We start from the raw sequence: 24,601 nt of genomic DNA on the forward strand, positions 1-24,601 counted from the left end.
AATAAGGTCTAAGTAATAACAATTTTCAATCGAAACTTTAACCGAGAAAATTATCCCGTTATCTAAATCTTGGCTCAAATACAAGGCTGGATTTATGCACTAAGACGCTGTTGAACCCATTTTTGCACGTTGAAATGATCGGCGCAGTGCTAGAGCTAAAAGGACAACGACTACGCCGCCCCCTGCAATAAAGACGGCAACAGCGTTCCAGCCCATAGCGCCTACCACACCGCCAATGGCGACCGGACCGATCAGCTGTCCCAAATTATTGCCTTGCATGACGAGACCAAATGATACGGGGGCAAGCTTGTCACTGGGCGTGAGCGTCGGGATACCGCCCATTACTATTGCTGGAATTAAGCCGCCGAAAGCGGAGAAGGCAACACAAGCACCAAAGACGGCTAAATTTGGCAGTATAGGTAGAAAAATACCTAAACCCATAACGCCCATCACAATACTGGCAACGCTGATGATCTTCCATTGAGCCACGCCGCGCTCTCGCAATACACCCGCTGCTAAATTACCAATAATATTCGCACCGATAGCGGCGGCAGTGAGCACGCTGGCTAAAGCTGCCGACACACCCATACGTTCTTCGAGCAGTACCGGTAAAAAGCTGAATAAAGCAAAAAATAGTAGCGTATAAAGTGCAAAGGTCGCCGCCAATAGTAATGGCCCGTCGGCTTTGAGTGTTTGCATGGTATCGTGAGTAAGACCAGACCACGACCATTTATCCTGCATGATCACACCTTGACTAACATAGCGCATGACGGCGATGATCATGAGCGCCGCTAGCACCGCATTAGCAAACCACAAGCTACGCCATCCCGTAAACACAGGGCCAATCAGTAGCGCCAGTGCCATACCTGCTGGCATAAAGCAGCTGAATATCGCAAAAGCGCGATCCTGCTCATGGGGCGCAACAATACGTCTAAGTAAGTCAGGTGCGGCAATGATAATCAGTAAAAACCCTAAACCTTCAACGACTCGAGTCACTAGTAGCATCGAGTAAGCGCTGGCAAAACCGCCCGCTAGACTACCAATAACAATAGCAACAAGTCCTAAGAGTAGGATACGTCGATCGCCGAAACGACTGACCGCTGCGCCAGTAGGAATACCACCTAACACGCCAAGCACCGAAAAGATAGACAATACCCATCCTGCGGCGCTAAGGCTAAGTCCGAGGTCTGCGCGCAGTAGCGGGACGGAAACGATAACTTTGCCCACTTGTAGCGCCGCTATAATGCCAGCCGTCACCACCATACTGACGGCAAGCCAGTTTGTCTTAAAGCTAGAGGGCTTGTTTATAGTTTGAGACGAGGATTGGTCGTGAGACACTGTATTCTTAGCTGTAAAATTGCTCATAACATATCCAAAATCATTAGCTGTTCTACAATATGTAGCTATTCTAAATTATAGAGATCTATTAAAGGGATTTATTTAATAATAATTGTACAATACAGAGTATTAAATCGGCAACTAACGCTATAATTATTTGTAATCCTTTTACTTGTTTTCTCTATATTTTGCAGATGTACTCTTACCATTATTCAAAGTAAATCTCAGCCGCTTGATTATTGAAAGTCTGTTTGCCGTTTTTAAAGCCTGCCAGTGCTTGGGCATTAGTACGAATAGCCTCTACCGCGTCTTTAGCTTCTAATATGACCAAAGTTGCTGGCGCGCCAACAGTGATATCGCTCTCAACCGCTAACAATTTAGCAGCATTCTTCGTGATCATATCAAAGGTATCGGTAAGCTCATCGTCCGTGGATAACTGTGCAATATTGGCATACATATTGGCCATTCTTACCAAGGACGCATCACCGTAGGGGGTAAAAGCGTTTAAGATATTATTGCTAGAGATTGCCGTATTGATGCCAAGCTCAGCGAATTGATTGGCATTGACCATGCCTCTAGGTATCAAGGATTCATAACCGCTACCACTGATATAGACATCGGTGGCTGGCAGTACGATCAAGGTGATACCCGCTTGTTTGAGCAGTCCTGCCATCTCGCCGCGCTTCATCTTATCCATAGCCGACAGCTTGGTGACATGACCGATAGAGACGCGGCCTTGATAGCCACGCTTAATGGTTTCCTTATGGACTTTTGGAATGCTTGAGTCCTCAGGGTCTAAATCAAAATCCAGATGAAAATCAACATCGACGTCAAACTTCTCAGCTAAATCAAATATCATCTCAATATGCTGGTCTGGATTGTCGTCCTTGTATGGGCAGCCTCCTAGCAGATTAGCGCCTTGCTCCAGTGCTTGCTGCAATAACTCTTGGGTTTGGGTTTGGTTGTGAGACCCGACTGAGCAAACGCGCAGATCTCAATATCGATAGCAAAAGCGTACTTATCTTGCGCTCTTTTTATCGCCTCAAAGCTACGTAATTCTGTCTTCTCATCAGTCTCTACAAAGGTACGTAGACCCACTGTGCCCTTTTTTATTGCCATCTCAATGACCTTTGAGGCGCGCTCAAATACGTCTTGTTCAGTAAATCCTTCTTTAGCTTTACCTGTCTCTTCAACCGCTTCCTGAAGTGTGCCTTCTTGGACGCTACAGCGATCTAAAATGCAGGCTTTATCAAGATGAATGTGACTCTCAAAAAACCCTGAGCACACAAAGTTGCCTTTAGCATCGTAAACGTTTTTGCAGGTTTTAGACTTTTTGTCCGATTCATTATCAGTGATATAGTCTTTGACAACGTCTATACTAGCAATATGTCCATCTTTTATGTGAATATCGACAGGGTACTGATAACCCATTAGTCTGGCATTTTTTATTGTTAAATTGGTCACTGTTATTATCCTATTTTAGGTAGTATCGCTCATTGTTCTTTGAAAGTAGGTTTTGCAAGACTGTTTTGGCGATTTAACAGAGTAGAGTATTGAAAAAACATCTACCATCCGTTACTGTCTTTATTCGGTGGGAAATATGTAGATGTAATAGTGAAAGGTATTGTTATCCATAAAAAAGCCAAGCAAAATGCTCAGCTGATTTTGTGTTGCTAGTCTAAAATGACTTACTTTCTCATAGATAATTTAACACTGGTATTACCAATCCAATTCACCCATTTCATTGGGAAGAAGCGCAACTGCAATCTAATTAGGTTGGCCATGACGCCGGGCACTACTAAGAATTCGCGGTTTTCTACGCCTTTTAGCATGGACTTAACCGCGTCCTCGATCTTAAGCTTGCCTGCCAGCTTTTTCATACCGACGCCTGCTTGTGACATCACGCCAACTTCCGCTTGAGTCAGCGGCGTATCTATTGGCGGCGGTGCAAAGACAGTAATATCAATACCTAATGGCTTCCACTCAAAGCTTAGCGACTGCATCATACCCCAAATGGCAAACTTTGAAGCGCTATATGAGCTATAGCCGTAGCTACCTGTAAAAGAGGACATTGAGGCGGTAACCATCACTTGGTCGCCACGTGACAAGAAAGGACGCACCGCTGCTAGTACATTGCGCGTGCCAAACAAGATGATATCAATGACTCGCTCAAACTGCTCTTGACTCATCTCATCAAATGTCCAAGGGCTAGTAATCCCGACAAAATGCATTAGAATATCCGGAGACTGCTCGTTTGCCGCTATGGCAAACTGCTTAGTAGTTGCCTCGCTATCAGTGACATCAAGCTTATAAGTGCTAATTGAGGCGCTTTTTTTATTGAGACTTTGTAGCGTAGATAGCGTCTCATCAAGCGGCTGTACATCGAACAATACTAGGTTTGCACCCTGTTTAATCAATTGCTTAGCAGTCTCAAAACCGATACCGGAGGCAGCACCAGTAATATAAACGGTTTTATTAGTGAAGTAACTCATTAAGCGCCTTCCTTCTGTGAAACGTTACTTGGACTGCTTTTATTCAAACGGCCAAACTTTGCCTCCCCAATCAAATGACTGACCTTATGACCGGGAATCAGCCAATAAGGAGTGGCTTCACTACTTGAAGCACAGTTGGGGAAATCAGGGTTGTTAGAGGGACCGGCAATGGTTTTCTCAACGACCATAGAGATATACTGATCGGTGCTGTCCTCTAAAGTATTACCGTTTAAGATGACCTCCATGCCCGTCTTTTTAGCATAGCGACGGATAGCATTGACTTTGGAATTCATAGGCGCATAAGCATCAGCGCCGACGCCGTTCTCTGAGGTCACTCGGATGCCGTCCGCTACGCGAGCAACCAAGGAGTGATTGCCTTCAGTATGACCCGGAGTATGTACCAGTGCTAAGCCTTTGCCCAGCTGAATACTACCGTCAAAAGTGATGACCTTATCAAGATCAATGCCTTCAATGCCGTTTGGACAGTACCATTCAGCTTGCAGAGGTAGTAGACCTTGAGCGCTTTGCCACTCCTTTTCATGCACTAAAAGCTTGGCATTTGGGAAGTAGGCAGGCAGGTTGGTAGTAGCCGTTGTAGAACCAAGCCACTGACGTACATCTTGGGTATGCAGATGGTCATAGCTGATATAGTCAATATCTTCAGGCGCAAGGCCTATCTCAGCTAAAGCCTCATTCACATCACGAAAGATAGGAGCAACCACACTCTCAAGTGGCGACCAGCTCGGCATCTTGTTGGTTAAGCGCTTAAAAAACGGTGTCTCACGATCGGCATCAATGTCAGACGGAGAGAACAACAAAGTTTTTAGCTCTCCCAAAAAGTCATGATACTGAATGATGAATAGCCGGTTTAGGATATGCAGATAAGGAAATTTATAAGTGCTTTGCGTATAGACGCCACTGTAGGCGTACCATGTTGGGTAGGGGACCCGAACTAAATTAACGCTCTGATAATAGTCAACTTCTGGCTCGTCTATGAAGCGTTCTCTAAAAGCTTCAGCTTGAACGCGGGCAGCCTGTAAACGCTCTTGCGGTAAAGGGCTTTGGCGGGCATAGTCAAACTCGGTTATCGCTTTCATACCAAGCTTTTGTAAATCGCTGTGATCCATAAGTCATCTCCTTATGATTAATGGTATTTTGTACATCAAGCTTTGTCGCTATAGTACTGTCTTCCTTGATAGTAGCAATAGCTTTTTAAGATGGGTAGCAACTTTAGTGTACTCTCAAGTTCGACTAAAAATAGATATGATGGTCTGATGAGTAACGATGAGCTTTTAGTAAGACCTTTACGCCGTTCTTGTCAAAATTGATCCCAATAAGGCTCATCACCAAAACGCTCTGCAATAAAATCAATCAAATAGCGGCAACGCTGTGATAGGAAGCGGTTTTTTGGGTAAACTGCATAGGCGTTGAGTGTGGGTAGTTGATACTGTTTAAGAATAGGCACTAGCTCACCTTTGGCCAATCTTTGGTAAGCGATAAAGGTTGGTATAAAAATAACACCGTGATTTTTCACTGCCAAATCTACTAAGAACTCACCATTAGTCGCTTTTATTTTTGCGTTTATTGTATGGTTATGCTTTTTTCCTTGCGCATCAGTCAGTTGTAGGTTGCTTGTTTTACTAAGGCCATACTGCAAGAACTCATGTTCATTTAAGTCTTCGAGCGTTTCAGGCGTTCCCATCTTTTGTAAATACTCAGGGCTGGCACAAAGTGCGTAACGAATCAGCGCCAAACGTTTTGCCTGATAGCTTGAGTCTTGCAGCTCTCTAATACGAATAGCTAATTCAAAACCTTCTTCAATCAAGTCAACGTGTCGATCAGAAAAATCCAAATCAAAGCTTAGATTAGGATGTTGATTGGCGTATTCATCAATCACATCATTCAGATGCATAAGACCGAATGACAACGGTGCAGTTAGTTTTAGAGTACCCTCTATACGAGTAGGTGCACCGCTAGTTTGCTCATTGAGCGCGTCAACCTCGTTTAAGATACTGCATGCACGCTGATAGTAGTGCTGACCTGCTTCTGTTAAATTGGATTGACGGGTAGTACGGCTGATCAACTGGCTACCTAAACGCGTCTCCAAATCTTTTAAACGGCGGCTGACCGCTGATTTAGCGATATTTAGCTGTTCAGCAGCTTTAGTAATGCTACCAGCTTCAACCACACGTATAAACATAGCCATATCTTCTAGTTGACCCATACTAGCTATCCTTTATCCTCGTTCCGCTATATCTTATTATTAGTCTTTAGACTCAATAAAACTTTTAGAGACCAGACTCTTAGCCCAGCCTCTAAATAAGCCTTTAAAATAATAATGCAACTTTTTAGCTTGTTAAAAGTAAGAACCTTACTGAAGGTCAGATTTTTTGCTGCCTTCTACCTGAACGACCAGTTTGATGTCTTTCATCATACCGCCATCAGTGTAGGTATCAATACCCCATTTGGTTCTATCGATAGTGGTCTCAAAGTCGCCACCACAAGCTTCTGCCTCTAACAAAGGGCTATCATAGCAATTAAACTTAGTAGCTGTTAGTGTTACTGGATGAGTTTGATCAAGTAGAGTTAAATCACCTTTAACTGCTTTGACCTCATTGCCATCAAATACCCAATCAGTGGATTTAAAATAAGCCGTTGGGTATTTTTCTACATTGAAAAAATCATCAGATTTTAGATGTCCATCAAAAGCTTTGATCCCTGTGCTTAAGCTACCCATAGGTATAGTAAGGCCTATAAAGCCTTCTTGCGCTTCAGGTGCGTATTCAAGATTACCTGATAAATTATAAAAACCGCCAGCATTAGTTGTAGTACCAAAGTGATCAACAAAAAAGCGTACCGCAGTATGATGAGGGTCAAGCTCATAAGTAGCTGCATGACTTACAGTGCTGAGCATGCCAAGGGCACTGATAGCTGCAACAGCCATAGTACGGTTTACTAATTTAAAAAGTTTTAAAGCCATAATAGACAATCCTTTTATTGAATAGGTAGATTTAAAGTTTACTTTTTAAGTAAAGCTTATGTTTCAAAGTGCTAAGTTTAGCAAAAAATTACTATGTTTGATGATAAATAATATCAAAAAGTGTATATGTCCGTTGTCTTATGTATTATTTTTGCTGTTATAAATGTTTTTATAACTAAACTTTTAAACTTGGCAAGATATATTATTCTTGGTAATTAAAGCCCATATATAACAATACGTTTGGTATCTAACTATGTATTCATTTAGCTACATGGCTATTTAGTTAACCTTCATTCAAGTACATACACCATTCAAATACTCAAACCAAGTACTCAAACAATAGTACCGCTATTTTAATATTATCTCTATAGTTTATTGTTCTATCATAAAGAACACACTTTTGTAATTATTGGAGTTTATCTATCTAAGAGCAACAACTACAATAATGCCATTACTTGATTATGAGAAAATCCCTTAAATAAGCATTCACATTATGAATGGAGAATACTGATGGATAAGTTACAAGAACTAAGCGCCCCTATCGGCCGCCTACTTTTATCAATGATTTTTATTTTTTCAGGCTTTAGCAAAATTACAGGTTATGCAGCAACGGCTGGTTATATGGAATCAATGGGTGTACCCAGTATATTATTACCACTGGTAATTGCTCTTGAGCTGCTTGGGGGTATCGCTATCCTTATCGGCTTTAAAGCACGACTAATCTCTATATTGTTCGTTGGTTTCAATATTATGTCAGCTTTAATCTTCCATCAATTTTGGAACGATGAGTCGCAGATGAACCCCTTTATGAAAAACATCGCTATGGCTGGTGGTTTCTTATTGATCTTTGCTCATGGCCCTGGTGCTTATTCAGTTGACGGCCCTACGCATAGCCATAGAAGGCACTAAGTGGTAAGGCTACTAGGGTAGCAACTGATAATAATGCGTACCGAAAATTTATAAAAACATCTATGTAAGTAATGAGCGCTTTATTCAATGGCTAATAACAGTATGGACAGTATTGATGCAGCACAGGCAAGCTTTTGGCAGCGCTATAAAACGCCTGTGCTATTAACTGTTGTTGGCGGAGCGATTGATACTATTGGCTTTATTACCTTATTCGGCTTTTTTACCGCACACGTTACGGGCAACTTAGTACTGGCAGGTAGCGGTTTGGTAAAAGGCGAAGATGGATTATGGATCAAGCTGGCATCTGTGCCGCTATTTATTTTGACGGTAGTGATTACCAAGATTTATATCGATAAAAGTCATAAGCAGCAGCTGGTACTCAGTCACTTACTATTGGCTGAAGCGGTTTTTTTGACCGCATTTATGATAGCCGGTTTGTATTTTCAACCTTTTACCGATGCTGGCAGTATCACCGTGGCGATCACTGGTGGTCTGGGTCTAACCGCTTTGGCTATTCGTAATACTGCTAGCAAAACAGTGATTAAACATATGAGTCCAACGGTGTTGATGACTGGTAATACCACGCAGCTAGGAATCAATTTATCTGATTATCTAGCCAATCGAACCTCCAAAAACGCCAAAAAACTAGGTCATAGTACTGCATTGGTCTTAAGCTTTGTCGTTGGCGCCCTACTAGGTGCACTTCTTTACGTCAAGCTCAGCTATTGGGCCGTAGGTCTATTTGTACTGCCAGTACTTTATCTATCTGTATTAGCACGCGATGAAGAATTTTTACAAAATATTGGTTAAAACTTCGTAACGCTTACAGTCCTTGAAATGCTATATCTATTTATTATTCTATAGACCTTACTTGATTCCATTTTACATATTGGGTTTATGAATAAGTAACAAAGTATTGTTCTATGGATGAGAACATACAGTTGTTTTTATCACGGTTTATCTACTTATTATCAATGATTACAATGAAGCTATGTCTAACCAAATATTAAGAATCAGATATATCAAGAATCAAATGCTAATTATTGATAAATGAATCAATAATCACATTTACAGCCATGACAACTAAATAATAATTATTAGGAGCTTATCATGAGTACCCCTGCGCGCGTCGCTCTAATCATTGGTAGCCTGCGAGTGGAGTCTATCAATCGTAAGTTTGCTGAATATATTGTCTCACAGCTACCAGATAGTATCGAAGTAGAAGAGGTAAATATTGCCGATCTGCCGCTGTACAATCAAGATTATGATGAGCGTGATATCTCCAGTTATACGCGAGTGCGTAAACAGCTTAAAGCTGCTGATGCAGTACTTATTGTAACTCCAGAACACAATCGGACTATGCCAGCAGCTTTAAAGAATGTGATAGATATTGGCTCACGTCCGCATGGTGATGGCGTATGGACGGATAAAAAAGTAGCAGTAGTTACAGCATCTCCTGGCACTTACGGCGGCCGTGCTAGTGGTCTTGATGTGCGTAAGAGTATGCAAATGCTATCGGCTAAGATGATGGTAAGCCCTGAGGTGTATCTAAGCCGTGCAGCTGACAGCTTAGATGATGATGGCAAAGTCGTTGAGGGCACTCAGAAATTCTTACAAAAATTCGTCAGTGGTTTTGTTGACTTTATAGGAGAGGCCTAATGGCTGCTGTGGACGGTAAAAAAGATAAGAGTGATAAGGTTCAAAACAACGACCCTTCGTCTCATTTGACCTTTTGGCAGCGCTACGAGATACCAGTCATGTTGACTACGGTTGGCGGTGCTATTGATACCATTGGTTTTATTGGTCTACTAGGCTTCTTTACCAACCACGTCACTGGTAACTTGGTGATGGCTGGTGCTGGACTGGTTAAAGGCGGTGATGGATTATGGGTTAAGCTTGGCGCGCTGCCTGTGTTTTTGATTACGGTCATTATAACTAAACGCATGATAAATGTTGCCGATGCCTCTGGTGGCACCTCGGTAGAGGCGCATCAATATGCAATGGAGCGTATGATCCAAGTGGGCGTCATTCCGGTAACTTGGCAACAAGTCATGCTCGAATGGCAACGCGATTGGGCGCGTAAAGACACTTATGATGCAATTATGGATATCGTAAGAGAGCACTCTGGTGCTTATGGTATGGGTGTCGATTATGCCTATACTATGGTACATAAAGCTCCTGCACGAGCTGCATTTGGTGGCAGTATTGGTCCTAACCCTGTCGTTAAATAATGTTTATAAATAAGCTAATTATAAATATTAAAGGCTTATAAATAAAAACCAACTGCGCTTTTGTGGCATAAACTCCCTTACCATTACAAGGATAAAATAATGACAAGCCCTGATATTATTTATTATAACGGCAATATGACTACCCTTGATCCTAACAAACCGAGTGCAAGCGCTGTTGCTATCAAAGATGACCGTTTCATCGCTGTCGGCAATGATAAAGATGTCCGCGCGCTAGCAGGCGAAAACACGAAGCTGATTAATCTTAATAGTCGCAGTGTAATACCGGGATTATTTGATAATTACACGCATGTTATTCGCGGTGGTTTGAATTATAATATGGAGCTACGATGGGATGGAGTGCGCTCGCTTGCCGATGCTATGGCTATGCTCAAAGCGCAAGTGGATAAAACCCCTTCACCGCAGTGGGTACGTGTCGTTGGTGGTTTTACGGAGAATCAGTTTGTAGAAAAGCGCTTGCCAACTTTGGATGAGATCAATGCCATCTCACCTGATACGCCAGTCTTTATTCTGCACCTATATGATCGCGCCTTATTAAACGCTGCGGCTCTGCGCACTGTAGGATATACCAAGGACACTCCAGAGCCGCCAGGCGGTGAGATTCAGCGCGATGTCAATGGCAATCCAACGGGTCTGCTTATCGCTCAGCCGAATGCCACTATTCTTTATGCCACTTTAGCCAAAGGGCCAAAGCTGCCTTTTGATTATCAAGTCAATTCAACTCGTCACTTTATGCGTGAGCTTAATCGCTTGGGCGTGACTGGTATCATTGATGCCGGCGGCGGTTCACAAAACTTCCCTGATGATTATGAGGTAGTGCAAAAGCTGAACGATGATAACCAGCTGACCGTGCGCATGGCTTATAATTTATTCACCCAAAAGCCCAAAGAAGAAAAAGAAGACTTCTTGAGATGGACGCAAACTACCAACTATAAGCAGGGCGATGATTATTTCCGTCATAATGGTGCCGGTGAAATGCTAGTATTCTCTGCCGCTGACTTTGAAGATTTTCGTCAGCCGCGTCCCGAGATGCCGCCTGAGATGGAAGGTGATCTCGAAGAGGTTATCCGTATCTTGGTACAAAATAAGTGGCCTTGGCGTATGCATGCCACTTATGATGAGACTATTGAGCGCTCACTAAACGTGTTTGAAAAGGTCAATAGAGATATGCCTATTGATGGCCTTAACTGGTTCTTTGACCATGCAGAAACCATCTCACAGCGCAACATTGACCGTATTGCTGGGCTTGGCGGCGGAATTGCGGTGCAGCATCGCATGGCGTATCAGGGCGAGTATTTTGCTGAGCGTTATGGTACTGCTGCGGCCGCTCATACGCCGCCGGTTAAGCAAATGCTCGATAGCGGTGTCAATGTGTCAGCCGGTACCGATGCAACCCGCGTCGCCTCTTATAATCCATGGGTATCGCTTGCCTGGCTGATCACTGGTAAAACCGTTGGTGGTATGAAGCTTTATGATCAGAACAACTTAGTCGATCGCGAAACAGCGCTACGGATGTGGACTGAAAAAGTCGCTTGGTTCTCTAATCAAGTCGGTGAGCGTGGCCGCATTGAAGTCGGGCATTTGGCTGACTTCATCGTGCCAAGTAAGGACTTCTTTAAAGTGGCTGAAAATGAGATTCCTTATTTGACTTCCAACATGACCGTAGTTGGCGGTAAAGTCGTTTATGCCGATGGCGAATTCTCTGATTATGACACGCCGCTACCGCCTGCGATGCCAGACTGGTCGCCGGTAAATCAATACGGCGGTTACGGCGCTTGGGGCGAGCCTGAAGGTGCTGGCAAAAATTCCTTAGAGCCGCTAATGAATCAAGCCGCGATGGCTTGTGGCTGCGCGAGCGCTTGTACTTTGCACGGGCATAACCATGCCAAAGCTTGGACATCCAAAGCACCAGTCTCTAACTTCAAAGACTTCTTTGGTGCCTTTGGCTGCTCTTGCTGGGCGGTTTAAATTTTCATCGATGTGATGTATAGTTAAAATGAATAAAGTTCAAACCCGTTAAAATTATTTTAGCGGGTTTTTATTTCATGTATTGTTCTTGAAAAGAGAATAGTTATTTACTATTAGGTAGGTTTATCTATCCATACTTAACAATTATAATAGCTATATTGTTTCAGACAACCTAATTAATAAAGGAAATACTATGCAAACTATTTATCATGCAGCAGATTCTCGCGGCGATGCCAACCACGGCTGGCTTAAAAGCCGTCACACTTTTAGCTTTGCGAATTATCATAATCCTGAACGTATGGGCTTTGGTGCTCTGCGCGTCATCAACGACGACCAAGTGATCGCCGGTCAGGGCTTTGGTAAGCACTCGCACCGTGATATGGAAATCATTAGTATTCCACTATCGGGTAAGCTTGGTCATGGCGATGATATCGGTAATAACGGTATTATTGAGACCGGCGAGATCCAAGTGATGTCAGCAGGTACAGGTATCACTCATAGCGAGATGAATGCTGATAACAATGAGCCTGTCAAGTTTTTGCAGATTTGGGTCATACCCAATAAAGGTGGTGTCACTCCGCGCTATCAGCAAATACGTATAGACGAAGATATGAAGCACAACGAGTTCAATCAAGTACTATCGCCAAACCCAGATGATGCTGGAGTGTGGATTCATCAAAACGCTTGGTTCAATATGGGCGATTTTGACAAAGGCGTCACTCAAACTTATCAGCTAAACGATCCTAATAATGGCGTTTATGTTTTCGTTATTAGCGGTAAAGTGACGATCAATGGCAAAACACTAGATACCCGTGATGGTTTAGGTATTGTCGATACCAAAAACTTTACGATGGATGTAGAAGAGGACACTAGAGTATTGGTTATGGAAGTACCGGTTCAATAAAGGCGGGTAGGCTGAAGAAATTATAGTAATTATTTGGATCTATCGGCTCTTATAGGCTAGGTTGAAAGAGGCCAGAGTTTGGGTTATTAAATAGAAAAAGACTTAAAATAAAAGTTACTTAAATAGTTACTTAAATAATAAATAGTAGTTAATTTTAATTACCCAAATCCGGTTCTTATTAGTCTATAATTTATTAATAGTCGTCACTTAACTATAAATATTACTTAATAAACTTCATCTTATATAGAAAAGAGGTCAATTATGTCTATCGAAATTTTAGAACCACGTTTAGCTGATGTGGGCGGTATTCCTATCGCCCGTTTGCTGCCAAATACTGGCAAAAAGCCTATTGGCGCTTGGTGCTTTTTGGATCATGCTGGTCCTGCCGAATTTGGTGAGGGTGAGTCAGGTATGCAAGTTGGTCGTCATCCGCATACCAATTTGCAAACCTTTAGCTGGATGCTCAATGGCGAAGTACTGCATAAAGACAGTTTAGGTAACGAGCAGGTCATCACCAAGAATCAAGTCAATGTAATGACTGCTGGCACGGGTCTTGAGCAAGGTATTAGTCATACTGAACAAAGCGTGTTTCCAGATACAGGCGGCTCAGCTGATGCTGCGCGCGCACTGAGCATGGTACAGCTGTGGATCGCACTACCTACTGATCAGAAAATCGAACGTGGCTTTCATCATTATCCAGAGCTTCCTACTTGGGAAGAGGACAATGTCGAGATGATCTTGACTACAGGCAGTTACACCACAGTCTCAGGTAAAAAATATGAGGCACCTACCATTCAATACTCAAAGATGGTTGGTATCGACGTGTATTGGAAGGAAGATGGCGAGGTTACACTGACCTTGGAGCCAGGGTTCGAGTACGGTATTTTAGTTTCAGAAGGTGAGATTGAGTCTGAAGGTAAAGTCTGTCCACAAGATCAGTTGTTGCGCTTTCATGATAGCGATGTGGCAAATAACGAAAGCATCAAGCTGGTTGCCAAAAAAGGCACGCGCGTTATGTTTATCGGCGGTGAGCCCTTAAACAATCAAGTACTGCTATGGTGGAACTTTGTTGCGGATAATAAAGAAGAGATCGAACAATCTATCATTGACTGGAATAATGGTCATGAACGCTTTGGTAATGTGGACTCTGATATGAAACGTCTACCTGCGCCGGAGTTGCCTGAAGGGTTTAAAGGTTAGCTCGAAAGACTATCTTTACAGACAGTATTGTTTAGAAATTTTGTAAAGCTAGTAATGTGAATTAAATTTTATTACAAAATAAAGCTGTTGGTCTGAGCTATATTTTTTATAATAGAGCAGATTGACTTAGCTTGGAATAAATTAGTACGACTTATTGTTTTAAGTCAAACCTTACCGTTTATAACCATTAATCATTTGGAGAAGAATTATGTCAGATCTACAAACGCTAAAAAAACTTGTTGAAAAACGCCGCTCTATTTATGCTTTAGGTAGCAACTTACCCGTATCGAACGACGAAATTGTAAAACTTGTTGAGCATGCGGTATTGCATGTACCATCAGCGTTTAACTCGCAATCAGCTCGTATCGTGGTATTGTTTGGCGATGATCACAAGAAGTTATGGGACATCACTGAAGACAAATTACGTAGTATCGTTAATGACGAAGAGCAATTTGCAGCAACCAAACAAAAGCTTGATGGCTTTAGAGCAGGTGCTGGTACGGTCATGTTCTTTGAAGATCATAGCGTAGTTAGAGACATGCAAGCTGCTGCACCTCTGTATGCTGATAAGTTCCCAGTCTGGGCGCATCAAACTAGCGCAATGCACCAGTACGAAATCTGGACAGCACTTGCCAGTATCGACATTGGCGCCAACTTACAGCATTATAATCCAATCATCGATAAAGAAGTGGCTAGCACTTGGAACATTGATGAGCATTGGGAATTAAACGCGCAAATGGTATTCGGTAGCATTGAGCAGCCAGCAGGCGACAAAGAATTCAAACCAGTAGATGAGCGTATGAAAGTATTTGGTAAATAAGATTTATCAGATAGGTTTCAAAAACTCATAACAAAAAAGCGCTAGTCTATAGATCATAGGCTGGCGCTTTTTCATGCCGTTGATTACGATTATCTAGAAGCTAAAGGACGAAAACTAGTTCTTCTAACCTTAATAGTTTTTTCAATCTTATTTAGGCGACCGCTTGCTTGTCTTTATTACTCAAGAAATTGTTAGCCACCCAAGCAGGACCAATTAATAAAAACTGCAGATCTTCAAAAAACGATGGTTTTTTACCTTCAATCTTATGACCGATAAATTGTCCAATCCAAGCGATGACAAATACACTGGCCCAAGCTTTAAACCCCCAAGGCATTGCAGCCATAACAGCAAGACAAATCAAGATAAAAATGCCCATTGCAAGAAATAGTGGCGTTGAGAGCTGCATATAAAAGATGAGTACCAAGGCACTTAAAACTAGAGTAATCCATACCGACAAAGACATGCCCATCCCTAAGATACTAACAAAAATAGTAGGAACGCATAGCCAGTGAATTTTTTTATTGATTGAGTTTTGATGACTGACAGAGTATTCACTCAGCCATTGCTCAAGAGTACGTTTAGATAGACGCGGTTGAGAATTGCGAGACATACTAACCTCCTTGTTAGTTTTTAATTCGACGGATGCTTAAAAAGCACTCTACGCTAATAACGTTAAATAATTAAAAGTAAGATTAAAACAGTTTATTATTATTACTAGTTTTAGCATTATTTGCAGTGATCTACTATGCTTTCTAGTAAACTATGCAGTCATAAGCTATTGTTTCAATAGCAATTGTTATTACTCATAGCTGTCCATTTATCAGCTTATTGAGCAGGCATTTCTATAGCATTGCGCTCGCTACGATACCACTCATACAGACCCACAAAAGAGTTGACCTGATAGACCATAGTCTGAATAGCAAAAATATAATTACCGGACATTAAGTTAACTGTCAACCAGACAAAGTTGGAGATAATCCATAACCACCAGTTAAACGAGTAACGCAAAATCATCGCCGCCTGCGCGGTAATGGATAATATGAAAGCGATCACGTTAATCCAAAAAAAAGAGATGAAGCCTAAAAACTTACTATTATCATCTTCGACTACAGCGTAGCCATAGTCTGCCAGCAAAGCATTGACGGTTGGGAATAAAGCCAAGCCGATGACCATAAAAGTGAGGGTGATCAGCCAAACCCATTTGTTGGCTGACTTGGGCACCATATCGCCATCAGGATCGGTGTGTTTTGACCAATAAAAAATACCATAAAGATGGGTAAAAAAGTTAAACAGTGGCGCAAGCATCAGACCAACCGAGCCTGCCGTAGCTTGCACAACAACCTCTCCGGAGGTGGCCGCCATACCAAAGCCATTTCCCATAATGTTTTTACGAAACGATAAAGACACCACACAGATTAGACCAATAAAAGACACTCCTAAATAGAAGATATCAAGTCCCTTATGTTCTGTAGTCAGCCAAAAACCGGCACTTAGGGCTGCTACCCCGCAAATAAACCAAATGACGATCCATTGCATTGACCATTTGCCGGTAATATTATCCAATAGCTGAATGCGCATAACGCTGTTTTCCTTAAAGTTTTAAACTTACAATAGTTTTATTTTTCGGTATGGTTTGGCTGTTGGTTATAGACATTTTTATTAATAAAAGCGAGAGCTTGTCTGTAGCGTGCATCGTAGTCCGGCTCATCAATTAGGTGCGGCTCAATGTCGTGACGGGCAAAGATGTCCAGCAGGCGCTGCTCAAAACGTCCCCGTGCTTCAGGATCGCCCAACGAGCGCATACCATCATCAACCCATGGTGTATTGTTATCAAGCATAATAGTAAAGTCGGCGCGAAATTCATCAATACAGGCACTGACAAAGGGATGTATGCGTCCTTCATATTCTTCACAGAATGCTTGGGTAGTCACAAAGTCGGTATCAATGATAGTCACAGGTGCTGTCGCATTAAGAGTAGCTATGCGCATTGACTCAGCATGATCAAGCGCAATCGGTGCATAATCACTATATTGTAAACCTATTTCACTACCGCCTAAGTCTGTTCCGACATAAAGCCGTCCCATCTCCAGTGCAAAAGTTGCGCCATAATAATTGGCTAGTTTGTGTACCAAAGTTGTCTTACCCGAGCTTTCACCGCCAACGATAGCGACAGTCTTAGTATAGTCGCCGCGTGCCTCTGGATGAATGGCTGACCAATGTGCCACTGGATTGTGCGCAATCGCATAAGAATCAAACTCAGGATGCAATGGGGTTGTGACAATATCCATGCTTAGCTTTGCTTGCGTTTGACTCGATGTTAGAGGATGATTATCAGCTATAAATAGTACCGCATCTGCAGGTAGGTTTAATTCAGTAGATATTTGCTGCAATTTAGCATTACTAGCAGCAATATCAATAACAACATGATCGAAACTCTCATGTAACGGCAGATCAATCTCGTCAGTGGTATAAATATGAATAAAGGGCAGCTCAGCGCAAGCCATCTGTAGCCAGCGTGCTTTATCTTGCAAGGTAATATAGAAGTCAGCATGCGGATTGGGGTGCTTAGTGACGACGATATGTAAACTCTTTGCTTGTCCTGAAGCATCTAAAATACTACGCATTTGTCCTAAATGCAGCGGCTCGAAATGTCCGATCATCAGTCCGTTATCGTACATAATTTTCCTCAAAAATAATTTTTTAATGGTTCTACTAAAAAAGGTAGCAAAGTCTGCGTAGAGTAACTGTAAGATAAGAGCAACAAAATGAATTCTGAAACATTTTGAAATATTCATTTAAAATCAGGGAGTTACACTATAAATCCGATAGGTTCTGGTAAGTTCAGGTAGCATAAGTTCACAGAGTACATCCAAACAGTCAACAGACAACAAAGGTATATTTGCTATAATTGGTCATAAATTAAGTTAATAGCTATAAATGTAAGTTGATAAAGGTATTTACTTAAATTAACTTAACATTAATTAGAAATATTATAAAAGAGAGGTATAACATTTGGCTAAATTAGCAAAGCTACATCGCTCGCAGAATCATCGCATTATAGCAGGCGTCATGGGTGGTATTGCTGAATATGTAGGATGGTCACCAACATGGGTGCGCATACTGTTTTTCATTATATCTTCATTAAGTGTAGCTGTACCCGGTATTCTTATTTACATTATATTATGGTTAGTTATGCCAAAAGCTACCGCTGAGTCCTACCAGTAACGACAAATAAGTAGAGCAGATAACTAAAACAGTAAGACATAGAAAACAAAAAGCCTGTATAAACAGGATACTGAGAATAGACCTTTCCTCCTGCCCAGATGCTAATCCATCTGGGTATTTTTTTGTAAAATTAGAGTCTAGATTTTGATTCTCACTTCCATTTTAAACCTAAGTTTACAGTCAAGCTATCTACCATTGAGATGTCTATAAAGATGTTTTGTTGAAAAAAGAAATTTAGTTGCGGTAAATATAGCTAAAACCCCCTTTTTTTAGTAAGGTGAGCAAACAAATAGATAGGCCGTTAAATGCGCGTATAGACGCTAACTTGAACACCGTTTACGTTCAATCCAATACCTTTAATTCTATAGTGATTTTTTTATGAGCTCTCAACCGATGACTTTTCAAGATTTAATTCTAACTCTACAGAACTATTGGGCATCAAAAGGCTGCGTAGTCTTGCAACCTTATGACATGGAAGTAGGGGCAGGTACTTTTCATACCGCTACTTTTTTACGCTCATTAGGTCCTGAGCGCTGGAATGCCGCTTATGTACAACCTTCACGCCGTCCCACCGATGGACGTTATGGTGATAACCCTAATCGCTTGCAGCATTACTATCAGTTTCAAGTGGTACTCAAGCCTAATCCGCCTAATATCCAAGAGTTATATCTCGACTCATTAAAAGCGATTGGTATTGATCCTTTAGTTCATGATGTGCGTTTTGTTGAAGATAATTGGGAGTCGCCGACGCTTGGCGCATGGGGGCTGGGTTGGGAGATTTGGCTTAATGGTATGGAGGTGACGCAGTTTACCTACTTTCAGCAGGTAGGCGGTATTGAGTGTTTTCCGGTCACGGGCGAGATTACTTATGGTCTTGAGCGTTTAGCCATGTACGTGCAAGGCGTCGATAGTGTTTACGATCTAGTTTGGGCGGATGGCGAATTTGGCCGCGTCACTTATGGCGATGTGTTTCATCAAAACGAGGTCGAGCAGTCGACTTATAATTTTGAGCACGCTGATGTACCCATGATGGGTGATTTGTTTGATTTTTATGAACAGCAGGCAGATAAGCTTGTGGCTGCTGGATTGCCATTGCCCGCTTATGAGATGGTGCTCAAAGCCTCACATGCTTTTAACTTGCTTGATGCTCGTGGAGCCATTTCAGTTACTGAACGCCAGCGCTTTATTTTGCGCGTACGCACATTAGCGCGCAAAGTAGCGTTTGGTTATGTTGAAGCGCGTGCCAAACTAGGTTTCCCTCTTGCAGAAGAGGCGCATCGCCAAGCGGCGCTAGATAAGTATCTGCCGAAAGACGATGAGACGGTAACTGAGCATGCTGGTCAAAACCAGTCAACTAAAAACAACAATGAGAAATAGGAGCATCCCATGAGTACTATTTTATTTGAGTTGGGGTGTGAAGAGCTGCCTCCAAAGAGTCTAAAACCGTTACGTGATGCCTTGCAAGCAAGCGTTACTGACCAGCTAAACGAGGCTGATATCAACTTTGATAGCATAAAAGCGTATGCTGCGCCGCGCCGTTTGGCTCTGCAAATTGAAGGTATTAGCGATAAGCAGCCTGATCGTAGTGAACAAAAACGTGGTCCTGCGATCAAAGCGGCCTTTGATGCTGATGGTAATCCGACCCGCGCTGCCATGGGCTTTGCCAAGGGTTTAGGTATTGAGCCAAGCGAGCTTATCACCATTAATACCGATAAAGGTGATTATGTTGGCTTTGAGCAAACCATTCATGGTCAGGCGACAATTGAGCTGCTACCGGAGATCTTTCAGACGGCACTTGATAATCTGCCTATTGCCAAACGTATGCGTTCAGGTACGAGCCGCGATGAGTTCGTGCGTCCGGTCCAGTGGGCGGTATTGATGCAAGACGATACTGTGATTGATGCGACGATCCAAGGTCATCAAACGGGTCAGCAGACGCGCGGACATCGCTTCCATAGCCCTGAATATCATACTATTGATCACGCTGATAGTTATGAGTCACTTTTAAAAGACATCAAAGTTATCGCTGACTTTGATAAGCGTCAAATGCTGATCAAAAACCAAGTCAAAGCCTTAGCAGATGAGGTTAATGCTGATGAGATCATGCCACAAGACTTGCTAGATGAGGTGACCGCCTTAGTTGATCTGCCTATTGCTCTGCGCGCAAGCTTTGAGCCGCGATTCTTGCAAGTGCCACAAGAAGCACTGATCTCAACCATGCAAGCGGATCAAAAATATTTTTGTTTAACGGATAAAGATGGCAAGCTGCAACCGTACTTTATTTTTATTACCAATATTGAGTCCAAAGACCCCAATCAAATTATTGAAGGTAATGAGAAGGTAGTGCGTCCGCGTCTGGCTGACGCTGAGTTTTTCTTTTTGCATGATCAAAAGCAGCCCTTATCTGCACTGACTGAGAGCTTAAAAACACGCGTGTTTCAAGATCAGCTGGGTACCATCTGGGAGAAATCGGAGCGTATCGCTAAGCTTGCCGCTTTTATTGCCACCCTTATGCAGCAGCAAGGCCAGCAGATTGATATTGATGAGACCGTACGTGCCGCTATGCTTTCTAAAGCGGACTTGGCAAGCTCACTGGTTGGCGAATATCCTGAATTGCAAGGTATCGCTGGGACTTACTACGCGCGTCTAAACGGCGAGCCTGAAGCGGTTGCTGCTAGCTTAGAAGAGCAGTATTTGCCTAAATTTAGCGGTGATGTACTGCCGCAAACACCAATCGGTATTTGCTTAGCGCTAGCGGATCGGTTGGATACGTTAGTAGGTATTTTCGCTATCGATCAAGCACCAACAGGTTCCAAAGACCCGTTTAGTTTGCGCCGTTCAGCGATTGGTATTTTGCGTATTTTGATCGAAAAGCAGCTGCCTATTAATTTGGTTGCGCTAGTCGAGCAAGCTATCAAAAACTACAGCGATGATAGCGGTAGTAAAATTGCTAAGATGGGCGATACCTTTACGCAAGTGATGGCGTTTTTGAACTCACGTTATCGAGCCATGTATACCGAGCAAGGTGTAGATGTCGATACCATTCAAGCAGTACAAGCTATCAATCCGCATATGCCGCTTGATTTTGATCAGCGCATTCGCGCGGTACAAGCTTTTAGTGAGCTGCCGCAAGCCCAAAAGCTGGCAGAATCTAATAAGCGTGTGGCAAACATTTTAGCCAAATCAGAAGGTCAAGTTGCAGATAAAGTTGATGAGACGCTGTTGTCAGAATCAGCTGAGCAAGCGTTATATGATGCTGTCCGTCAGGCTCAATCAGATATTGCACCGCTACTTGAAAAAGCTAATTACACTCAAGTCTTGCAAACATTGGCAAGCTTAGATGAGCCGCTCACCCAGTTTTTTGAAAGTGTGATGGTCAATAGCGAGGATGCTGCGCTGCAATCTAATCGCTTGGCGCTGCTTAAGCAAGTTCGGGCGTTGTTTCTGACGGTGGCTGATATTAGTGAGCTACAGTTATAAAGCTTTGTTCAACACCACGCCTCATTTTTCAAAATATAATTAAAAAACTGGCCTTGATAGCCAGTTTTTTGATGCGCATATGATTGTATACTGAGTATATAAAATTCAGTTAGATAGCTGCATTTAGCTAGATAAAGAGGTAATTAATACAGTAATACCTGTGCCCATAGTAAATTTTGCAGTAAACTTCGTGTTGTATATCTAGATAGACAATCTTTATTCAAAGGAGCATAGCTGTGTTTGCTGTTATTGTTACTATCATCATTATTTGGATCTGCATGTGGGGCTTTTATAAGTTTATGTATCCACGCGCGCCAAAGAGCATGATGCCAAAAGAGGGCGATGTAACTACCCTGCGCCAATGCAACTTTTGTGGCAACCATTTGGCTGAGTATCGCGGGGTCGTTGAAAACCGCTCTATTGATACTGCTGCCGACAAAGAACCTGCCAACAATGAGCTGTTTTTTTGTAACTATGAACATCAAGCTGATTTTCACGCTGGTAAAACGTATCAGTAACAGCGCCTTATTTGCTATTATTAATACGTTTTACTAATACAAGTTACAGTATAGACTTGGCGTCTTGCATAATTTTACTGAGTAACTCTTCTGCCTGTTTACTCTGCTGCTTATTGGTAGCATTGGTTTTGTCGTTAGTATGAATTTTTTCGTATAAGTTTAAACAGCAAAGTACTAGCAGGTTCTCTTGGCTCAAGCCTGGTGCGTCCTTTTTGATATCGAGCAAAAAGTTATTGATATAATAGACCGCCGAGCGCAGCTCTGCCTCTTCATCTACAGGACAATAAATCTGATAAGTTACCCCAGCGATAACAATATCGACTTTTTTCATTTGCGGCTTAGAAGCGGTCGCAGATTTTTTACCGGTATTGCTAGCACTGACATTAACAGCATCATCAACTGAACGACTAGGCGCTATGGTTTGTACCGTAGTTGATTGCGTATTATCTTTACTTTTAGGCATGTTTGTATTTGGGTTTTGCGCTGACGATGATTTATCGTTTTGAGCGGAGCTGCTGTTATTGTCGGTCATAATAAATCCTACTAGGTAACGTCGTGAAAATGATTAAATAGTGTGGTTAACAGTCAAGAAGTATTGTAAAGGCATGCTTAATCAAAGAGTGTGTGCCAAGCTTAGCCTTCCATCTGATCTATACGGGTTAAGCGTTTTAACACCACTTGAGTTCGTTCAGCAGCCAGCTGGTTTTTTTCTTGCAAGTCATGGTTTTGTTGCTTGATATCATGGTTTTGCTGCTTTAACTGGTCGTTATGCTGTTGTAGTTCACTATTTTTTCGCTGCAAATCAGCCAGTTGTTTATGTAGCTTGTCTTGTTCCTCACCGATCATATGATGCGCTTCAGCTAGATTTTGATAGCGCTTATCCAAGTCGCCCAGTTGTTTTTTAGCACTATCATGCTCATTTCTATAGTTACTAAGCTGAGTTTTGAGCGCTGCTAATTCTTTTGGATCAGTATTAGGCTTTTGTTTAAGGCTATTGAGCTCATCATTTACCAGTTGATACTTTTTTTTGATATCGATTATCGTTTTTTCTAAGACTTTAAGTTGATCGTACATCATTTATTTTTATCCTTAAAGGTTGCAGGTGAATATGAATTTTTTCATTATGTTTAATAATGCCATAGGTGACCGCATAATAGCTATATCAACAGAGTAATTGCAAGAATTGACCTTTGTTTTTTATTTTTTGTCTTAGGATTTACTATTATAGTGACCATTACAACACTATATTCTCAGGTGACTACCAATCAATAACTATTTAAGTACCCATTTAAGTACCCACTACTATTAGGATAACTATTATGAATGACAATATCTCAGGATGGAATACGTGGTCTGCTGCCATTAGCGATTGGACGGATATAAGTATCAGTGAGCTGCATGGCTTTATGACCGGACTTATGACCGCTTGCCATGCGCCAGATGAGGCAGGCTGGGCGACGGTACTTGAGGAGTTAAGCTTTGCGCCTCTGCCGGATGAAGCATTAACGTTGCTCACAGAAGAGGCGGAAGACACCGTGTTTCAGCTTAAAGATAAAGATGATGCTTATGCCTACACGCCTCTGGTGCCCGATGATGAGCATGATTTATACGAGCGGGTAATAGCATTGAAACAATGGGCGAACGGTTTTATGACCGGCTTTGGTATTACTGATTGTAGCCTAAGTAGCGATGAAAATGAGATGTTAACAGACCTTGCCAAGATCGGCGCGATTCGTCTAGAAGAGGATGAAGATTATGAGGGCGGCGAAGAGTCATATCTATATATTTATGAATTTGCGCGTATGGTGCCAGTAAGCTTTGCTACGCGTACGCGCAAATCTATTAAAGAGCTGGCTTTGATAGCGGGCCTACCCATTGATGCCAAAACGACCAAAGAGCGACAAGAAGAGGGCAAATTGTCCAAACCTATGCCGCCAGTGGTTGATGTAATGAACCAGAATAATCCATCATAAAGTAATTAAGAAATGCTAAAAGAATAATGCTAAGTTAAGGAGGGTAACCATGATAACTGATACTGATATGAAACATTTACGCCGCTGCGTGGAGCTGGCAAGCGAGGCGCTAGAAGCAGGCGATGCGCCGTTTGGTAGTGTGCTGGTTGCAGGTGACGGCAAAGTGCTCCATGAAGACCGCAATCGTATTAATAGTGTGGCGGTGACTTATCATCCCGAGATCGCCCTTGCGCGCTGGGCGGCTAAAAATATGAGTGAGGAGGCGCGAGCAAAGGCTACCGTTTATACTTCAGGTGAGCACTGTGCTATGTGTTCAGCGGCGCATGGTTTGGCTGGCCTTGGACGCATCGTTTATGTCAGCTCTGCTAAGCAACTCGGCGAGTGGATGGCGGATATGGGCGTAGAGTCGCCCCTCTCTATTAATGCTTTATCTATTCAAGAAGTGGCACCAAATGTCTCTGTTGATGGGCCAGTAGAGGGTTTAGACCAAGAAGTAAAAGCACTACAACAACGTTCAGTCAAAAACAGCTAAAGTCGATAGGCTA

The 24,601-nt window shown here is 42.4% G+C and carries 25 protein-coding genes and 2 pseudogenes; 15 read left to right on the top strand and 12 right to left on the bottom strand.

Annotation, left to right across the window (positions count from 1 at the left end):
- Window positions 1–99: 99 nt before the first annotated feature.
- From ACR63N_RS02310 to ACR63N_RS02340, 7 genes are all read right to left on the bottom strand, one after another.
- Window positions 100–1,365, bottom strand: a complete 1,266-nt coding sequence (locus tag ACR63N_RS02310; RefSeq protein ID WP_472782402.1) for an MFS transporter — start codon at window positions 1,363–1,365, stop codon at window positions 100–102.
- Window positions 1,366–1,546: 181 nt separating this feature from the next.
- Window positions 1,547–2,278, bottom strand: coding sequence for an amidohydrolase family protein (locus ACR63N_RS02315; RefSeq protein ID WP_367106276.1), 732 nt, complete (start codon window positions 2,276–2,278; stop codon window positions 1,547–1,549).
- On the bottom strand, window positions 2,242–2,802 hold the full coding sequence (locus tag ACR63N_RS02320; protein WP_367106277.1) for an amidohydrolase family protein: 561 nt from the start codon (window positions 2,800–2,802) through the stop codon (window positions 2,242–2,244). Before ACR63N_RS02320 ends, ACR63N_RS02315 begins: the two co-directional genes overlap by 37 nt.
- Before the next feature lie 224 nt (window positions 2,803–3,026).
- Window positions 3,027–3,830, bottom strand: coding sequence for an SDR family NAD(P)-dependent oxidoreductase (locus tag ACR63N_RS02325; RefSeq protein WP_472782403.1), 804 nt, complete (start codon window positions 3,828–3,830; stop codon window positions 3,027–3,029).
- On the bottom strand, window positions 3,830–4,957 hold the full coding sequence (locus ACR63N_RS02330; RefSeq protein ID WP_367105585.1) for an MBL fold metallo-hydrolase: 1,128 nt from the start codon (window positions 4,955–4,957) through the stop codon (window positions 3,830–3,832). The genes ACR63N_RS02325 and ACR63N_RS02330 overlap by 1 nt, the downstream gene beginning before the upstream one ends.
- Window positions 4,958–5,148: 191 nt before the next feature.
- Window positions 5,149–6,054 carry a LysR family transcriptional regulator gene (locus tag ACR63N_RS02335; protein WP_367105586.1) on the bottom strand — a complete coding sequence of 302 codons (906 nt, stop codon included), beginning with the start codon at window positions 6,052–6,054 and terminating at the stop codon, window positions 5,149–5,151.
- Between the two features lie 147 nt (window positions 6,055–6,201).
- On the bottom strand, window positions 6,202–6,810 hold the full coding sequence (locus ACR63N_RS02340; RefSeq protein ID WP_367105587.1) for a YceI family protein: 609 nt from the start codon (window positions 6,808–6,810) through the stop codon (window positions 6,202–6,204).
- A gap of 510 nt (window positions 6,811–7,320) precedes the next feature.
- On the opposite strand from ACR63N_RS02340, the gene ACR63N_RS02345 reads away from it, so the two are divergent.
- The 9 genes and pseudogenes from ACR63N_RS02345 to ACR63N_RS02385 all read left to right on the top strand — a co-directional run bounded on the left by ACR63N_RS02345 (window position 7,321) and on the right by ACR63N_RS02385 (window position 14,860).
- Window positions 7,321–7,719 (top strand): DoxX family protein, encoded by a 399-nt coding sequence (locus ACR63N_RS02345; protein ID WP_367105588.1) that lies wholly within the window; start codon window positions 7,321–7,323, stop codon window positions 7,717–7,719.
- A 102-nt stretch (window positions 7,720–7,821) separates the two neighbouring features.
- The gene (locus ACR63N_RS02350; RefSeq protein ID WP_367105676.1) at window positions 7,822–8,529 is read left to right on the top strand and encodes a YoaK family protein; all 708 of its coding nucleotides are present in this window, start codon (window positions 7,822–7,824) and stop codon (window positions 8,527–8,529) included.
- A 300-nt stretch (window positions 8,530–8,829) separates the two neighbouring features.
- Window positions 8,830–9,378 carry an NADPH-dependent FMN reductase gene (locus ACR63N_RS02355; RefSeq protein WP_367105589.1) on the top strand — a complete coding sequence of 183 codons (549 nt, stop codon included), beginning with the start codon at window positions 8,830–8,832 and terminating at the stop codon, window positions 9,376–9,378.
- A 98-nt stretch (window positions 9,379–9,476) separates the two neighbouring features.
- A pseudogene (locus ACR63N_RS02360) lies at window positions 9,477–9,617 on the top strand (DUF1275 family protein); the annotation flags it as partial.
- Between the two features lie 54 nt (window positions 9,618–9,671).
- Window positions 9,672–9,950 (top strand): annotated as a pseudogene (locus tag ACR63N_RS02365) (hydrolase); the annotation flags it as partial.
- 99 nt (window positions 9,951–10,049) lie between these two features.
- On the top strand, window positions 10,050–11,936 hold the full coding sequence (locus ACR63N_RS02370; protein WP_472782404.1) for an amidohydrolase: 1,887 nt from the start codon (window positions 10,050–10,052) through the stop codon (window positions 11,934–11,936).
- 193 nt (window positions 11,937–12,129) lie between these two features.
- Window positions 12,130–12,840, top strand: coding sequence for a pirin family protein (locus ACR63N_RS02375; protein ID WP_367106281.1), 711 nt, complete (start codon window positions 12,130–12,132; stop codon window positions 12,838–12,840).
- Window positions 12,841–13,101: 261 nt separating this feature from the next.
- A complete protein-coding gene (locus ACR63N_RS02380; protein ID WP_367105592.1) occupies window positions 13,102–14,040 on the top strand; it encodes a pirin family protein in 939 nt (312 codons plus the stop codon).
- A 208-nt stretch (window positions 14,041–14,248) separates the two neighbouring features.
- Window positions 14,249–14,860, top strand: a complete 612-nt coding sequence (locus ACR63N_RS02385) for a nitroreductase family protein (RefSeq protein ID WP_367105593.1) — start codon at window positions 14,249–14,251, stop codon at window positions 14,858–14,860.
- A gap of 151 nt (window positions 14,861–15,011) precedes the next feature.
- Here ACR63N_RS02385 and ACR63N_RS02390 read toward each other — a convergent pair whose 3' ends face one another.
- The 3 genes from ACR63N_RS02390 to nadR form a co-directional block, all read right to left on the bottom strand.
- Window positions 15,012–15,470 carry an Mpo1 family 2-hydroxy fatty acid dioxygenase gene (locus ACR63N_RS02390; protein WP_367105594.1) on the bottom strand — a complete coding sequence of 153 codons (459 nt, stop codon included), beginning with the start codon at window positions 15,468–15,470 and terminating at the stop codon, window positions 15,012–15,014.
- A gap of 215 nt (window positions 15,471–15,685) precedes the next feature.
- Window positions 15,686–16,438: a nicotinamide riboside transporter PnuC gene (gene pnuC, locus ACR63N_RS02395; RefSeq protein WP_367105595.1), complete on the bottom strand. Its 753-nt coding sequence runs from the start codon at window positions 16,436–16,438 to the stop codon at window positions 15,686–15,688.
- A gap of 38 nt (window positions 16,439–16,476) precedes the next feature.
- Window positions 16,477–17,538, bottom strand: a complete 1,062-nt coding sequence (nadR, locus tag ACR63N_RS02400; RefSeq protein ID WP_472782405.1) for a multifunctional transcriptional regulator/nicotinamide-nucleotide adenylyltransferase/ribosylnicotinamide kinase NadR — start codon at window positions 17,536–17,538, stop codon at window positions 16,477–16,479.
- Between the two features lie 334 nt (window positions 17,539–17,872).
- On the opposite strand from nadR, the gene ACR63N_RS02405 reads away from it, so the two are divergent.
- The 4 genes from ACR63N_RS02405 (at window position 17,873) to ACR63N_RS02420 (ending at window position 22,083) form a co-directional block, all read left to right on the top strand.
- Window positions 17,873–18,085: a PspC domain-containing protein gene (locus tag ACR63N_RS02405; protein ID WP_367106285.1), complete on the top strand. Its 213-nt coding sequence runs from the start codon at window positions 17,873–17,875 to the stop codon at window positions 18,083–18,085.
- A gap of 378 nt (window positions 18,086–18,463) precedes the next feature.
- Window positions 18,464–19,462 carry a glycine--tRNA ligase subunit alpha gene (glyQ, locus tag ACR63N_RS02410; RefSeq protein WP_472782406.1) on the top strand — a complete coding sequence of 333 codons (999 nt, stop codon included), beginning with the start codon at window positions 18,464–18,466 and terminating at the stop codon, window positions 19,460–19,462.
- Window positions 19,463–19,471: 9 nt separating this feature from the next.
- The gene (glyS, locus tag ACR63N_RS02415) at window positions 19,472–21,565 is read left to right on the top strand and encodes a glycine--tRNA ligase subunit beta (protein WP_367105598.1); all 2,094 of its coding nucleotides are present in this window, start codon (window positions 19,472–19,474) and stop codon (window positions 21,563–21,565) included.
- Window positions 21,566–21,801: 236 nt separating this feature from the next.
- Window positions 21,802–22,083 (top strand): hypothetical protein, encoded by a 282-nt coding sequence (locus tag ACR63N_RS02420; RefSeq protein WP_367105599.1) that lies wholly within the window; start codon window positions 21,802–21,804, stop codon window positions 22,081–22,083.
- A gap of 43 nt (window positions 22,084–22,126) precedes the next feature.
- Here ACR63N_RS02420 and ACR63N_RS02425 read toward each other — a convergent pair whose 3' ends face one another.
- Window positions 22,127–22,615 carry a cell division protein ZapA gene (locus tag ACR63N_RS02425; RefSeq protein ID WP_367105600.1) on the bottom strand — a complete coding sequence of 163 codons (489 nt, stop codon included), beginning with the start codon at window positions 22,613–22,615 and terminating at the stop codon, window positions 22,127–22,129.
- A gap of 101 nt (window positions 22,616–22,716) precedes the next feature.
- Window positions 22,717–23,160 carry a hypothetical protein gene (locus ACR63N_RS02430; RefSeq protein WP_367105601.1) on the bottom strand — a complete coding sequence of 148 codons (444 nt, stop codon included), beginning with the start codon at window positions 23,158–23,160 and terminating at the stop codon, window positions 22,717–22,719.
- 242 nt (window positions 23,161–23,402) lie between these two features.
- Between ACR63N_RS02430 and ACR63N_RS02435 the strand changes: the two genes are divergently transcribed.
- Entirely contained in the window at window positions 23,403–24,056 is a 654-nt protein-coding gene (locus ACR63N_RS02435) for a UPF0149 family protein (protein ID WP_367105602.1), read from the top strand.
- A gap of 49 nt (window positions 24,057–24,105) precedes the next feature.
- Window positions 24,106–24,588, top strand: coding sequence for a nucleoside deaminase (locus tag ACR63N_RS02440; RefSeq protein ID WP_367108898.1), 483 nt, complete (start codon window positions 24,106–24,108; stop codon window positions 24,586–24,588).
- Window positions 24,589–24,601: the final 13 nt, after the last annotated feature.

It is taken from the genome of Psychrobacter sp. M4, from assembly GCF_055699795.1.

Bases quoted from the DNA above. Each gene is read 5' to 3' on its own strand.
- ACR63N_RS02310 (WP_472782402.1), bottom strand. From the start codon at position 1,365: ATGAGCAATTTTACAGCTAAGAATACAGTGTCTCACGACCAATCCTCG.
- ACR63N_RS02325 (WP_472782403.1), bottom strand. From the start codon at position 3,830: ATGAGTTACTTCACTAATAAAACCGTTTATATTACTGGTGCTGCCTCC.
- ACR63N_RS02330 (WP_367105585.1), bottom strand. From the start codon at position 4,957: ATGGATCACAGCGATTTACAAAAGCTTGGTATGAAAGCGATAACCGAG.
- ACR63N_RS02335 (WP_367105586.1), bottom strand. From the start codon at position 6,054: ATGGGTCAACTAGAAGATATGGCTATGTTTATACGTGTGGTTGAAGCT.
- ACR63N_RS02340 (WP_367105587.1), bottom strand. From the start codon at position 6,810: ATGGCTTTAAAACTTTTTAAATTAGTAAACCGTACTATGGCTGTTGCA.
- ACR63N_RS02345 (WP_367105588.1), top strand. From the start codon at position 7,321: ATGGATAAGTTACAAGAACTAAGCGCCCCTATCGGCCGCCTACTTTTA.
- ACR63N_RS02350 (WP_367105676.1), top strand. From the start codon at position 7,822: ATGGACAGTATTGATGCAGCACAGGCAAGCTTTTGGCAGCGCTATAAA.
- ACR63N_RS02355 (WP_367105589.1), top strand. From the start codon at position 8,830: ATGAGTACCCCTGCGCGCGTCGCTCTAATCATTGGTAGCCTGCGAGTG.
- ACR63N_RS02370 (WP_472782404.1), top strand. From the start codon at position 10,050: ATGACAAGCCCTGATATTATTTATTATAACGGCAATATGACTACCCTT.
- ACR63N_RS02375 (WP_367106281.1), top strand. From the start codon at position 12,130: ATGCAAACTATTTATCATGCAGCAGATTCTCGCGGCGATGCCAACCAC.
- ACR63N_RS02380 (WP_367105592.1), top strand. From the start codon at position 13,102: ATGTCTATCGAAATTTTAGAACCACGTTTAGCTGATGTGGGCGGTATT.
- ACR63N_RS02385 (WP_367105593.1), top strand. From the start codon at position 14,249: ATGTCAGATCTACAAACGCTAAAAAAACTTGTTGAAAAACGCCGCTCT.
- ACR63N_RS02390 (WP_367105594.1), bottom strand. From the start codon at position 15,470: ATGTCTCGCAATTCTCAACCGCGTCTATCTAAACGTACTCTTGAGCAA.
- pnuC (WP_367105595.1), bottom strand. From the start codon at position 16,438: ATGCGCATTCAGCTATTGGATAATATTACCGGCAAATGGTCAATGCAA.
- nadR (WP_472782405.1), bottom strand. From the start codon at position 17,538: ATGTACGATAACGGACTGATGATCGGACATTTCGAGCCGCTGCATTTA.
- glyQ (WP_472782406.1), top strand. From the start codon at position 18,464: ATGAGCTCTCAACCGATGACTTTTCAAGATTTAATTCTAACTCTACAG.
- glyS (WP_367105598.1), top strand. From the start codon at position 19,472: ATGAGTACTATTTTATTTGAGTTGGGGTGTGAAGAGCTGCCTCCAAAG.
- ACR63N_RS02425 (WP_367105600.1), bottom strand. From the start codon at position 22,615: ATGACCGACAATAACAGCAGCTCCGCTCAAAACGATAAATCATCGTCA.
- ACR63N_RS02430 (WP_367105601.1), bottom strand. From the start codon at position 23,160: ATGATGTACGATCAACTTAAAGTCTTAGAAAAAACGATAATCGATATC.
- ACR63N_RS02435 (WP_367105602.1), top strand. From the start codon at position 23,403: ATGAATGACAATATCTCAGGATGGAATACGTGGTCTGCTGCCATTAGC.
- ACR63N_RS02440 (WP_367108898.1), top strand. From the start codon at position 24,106: ATGATAACTGATACTGATATGAAACATTTACGCCGCTGCGTGGAGCTG.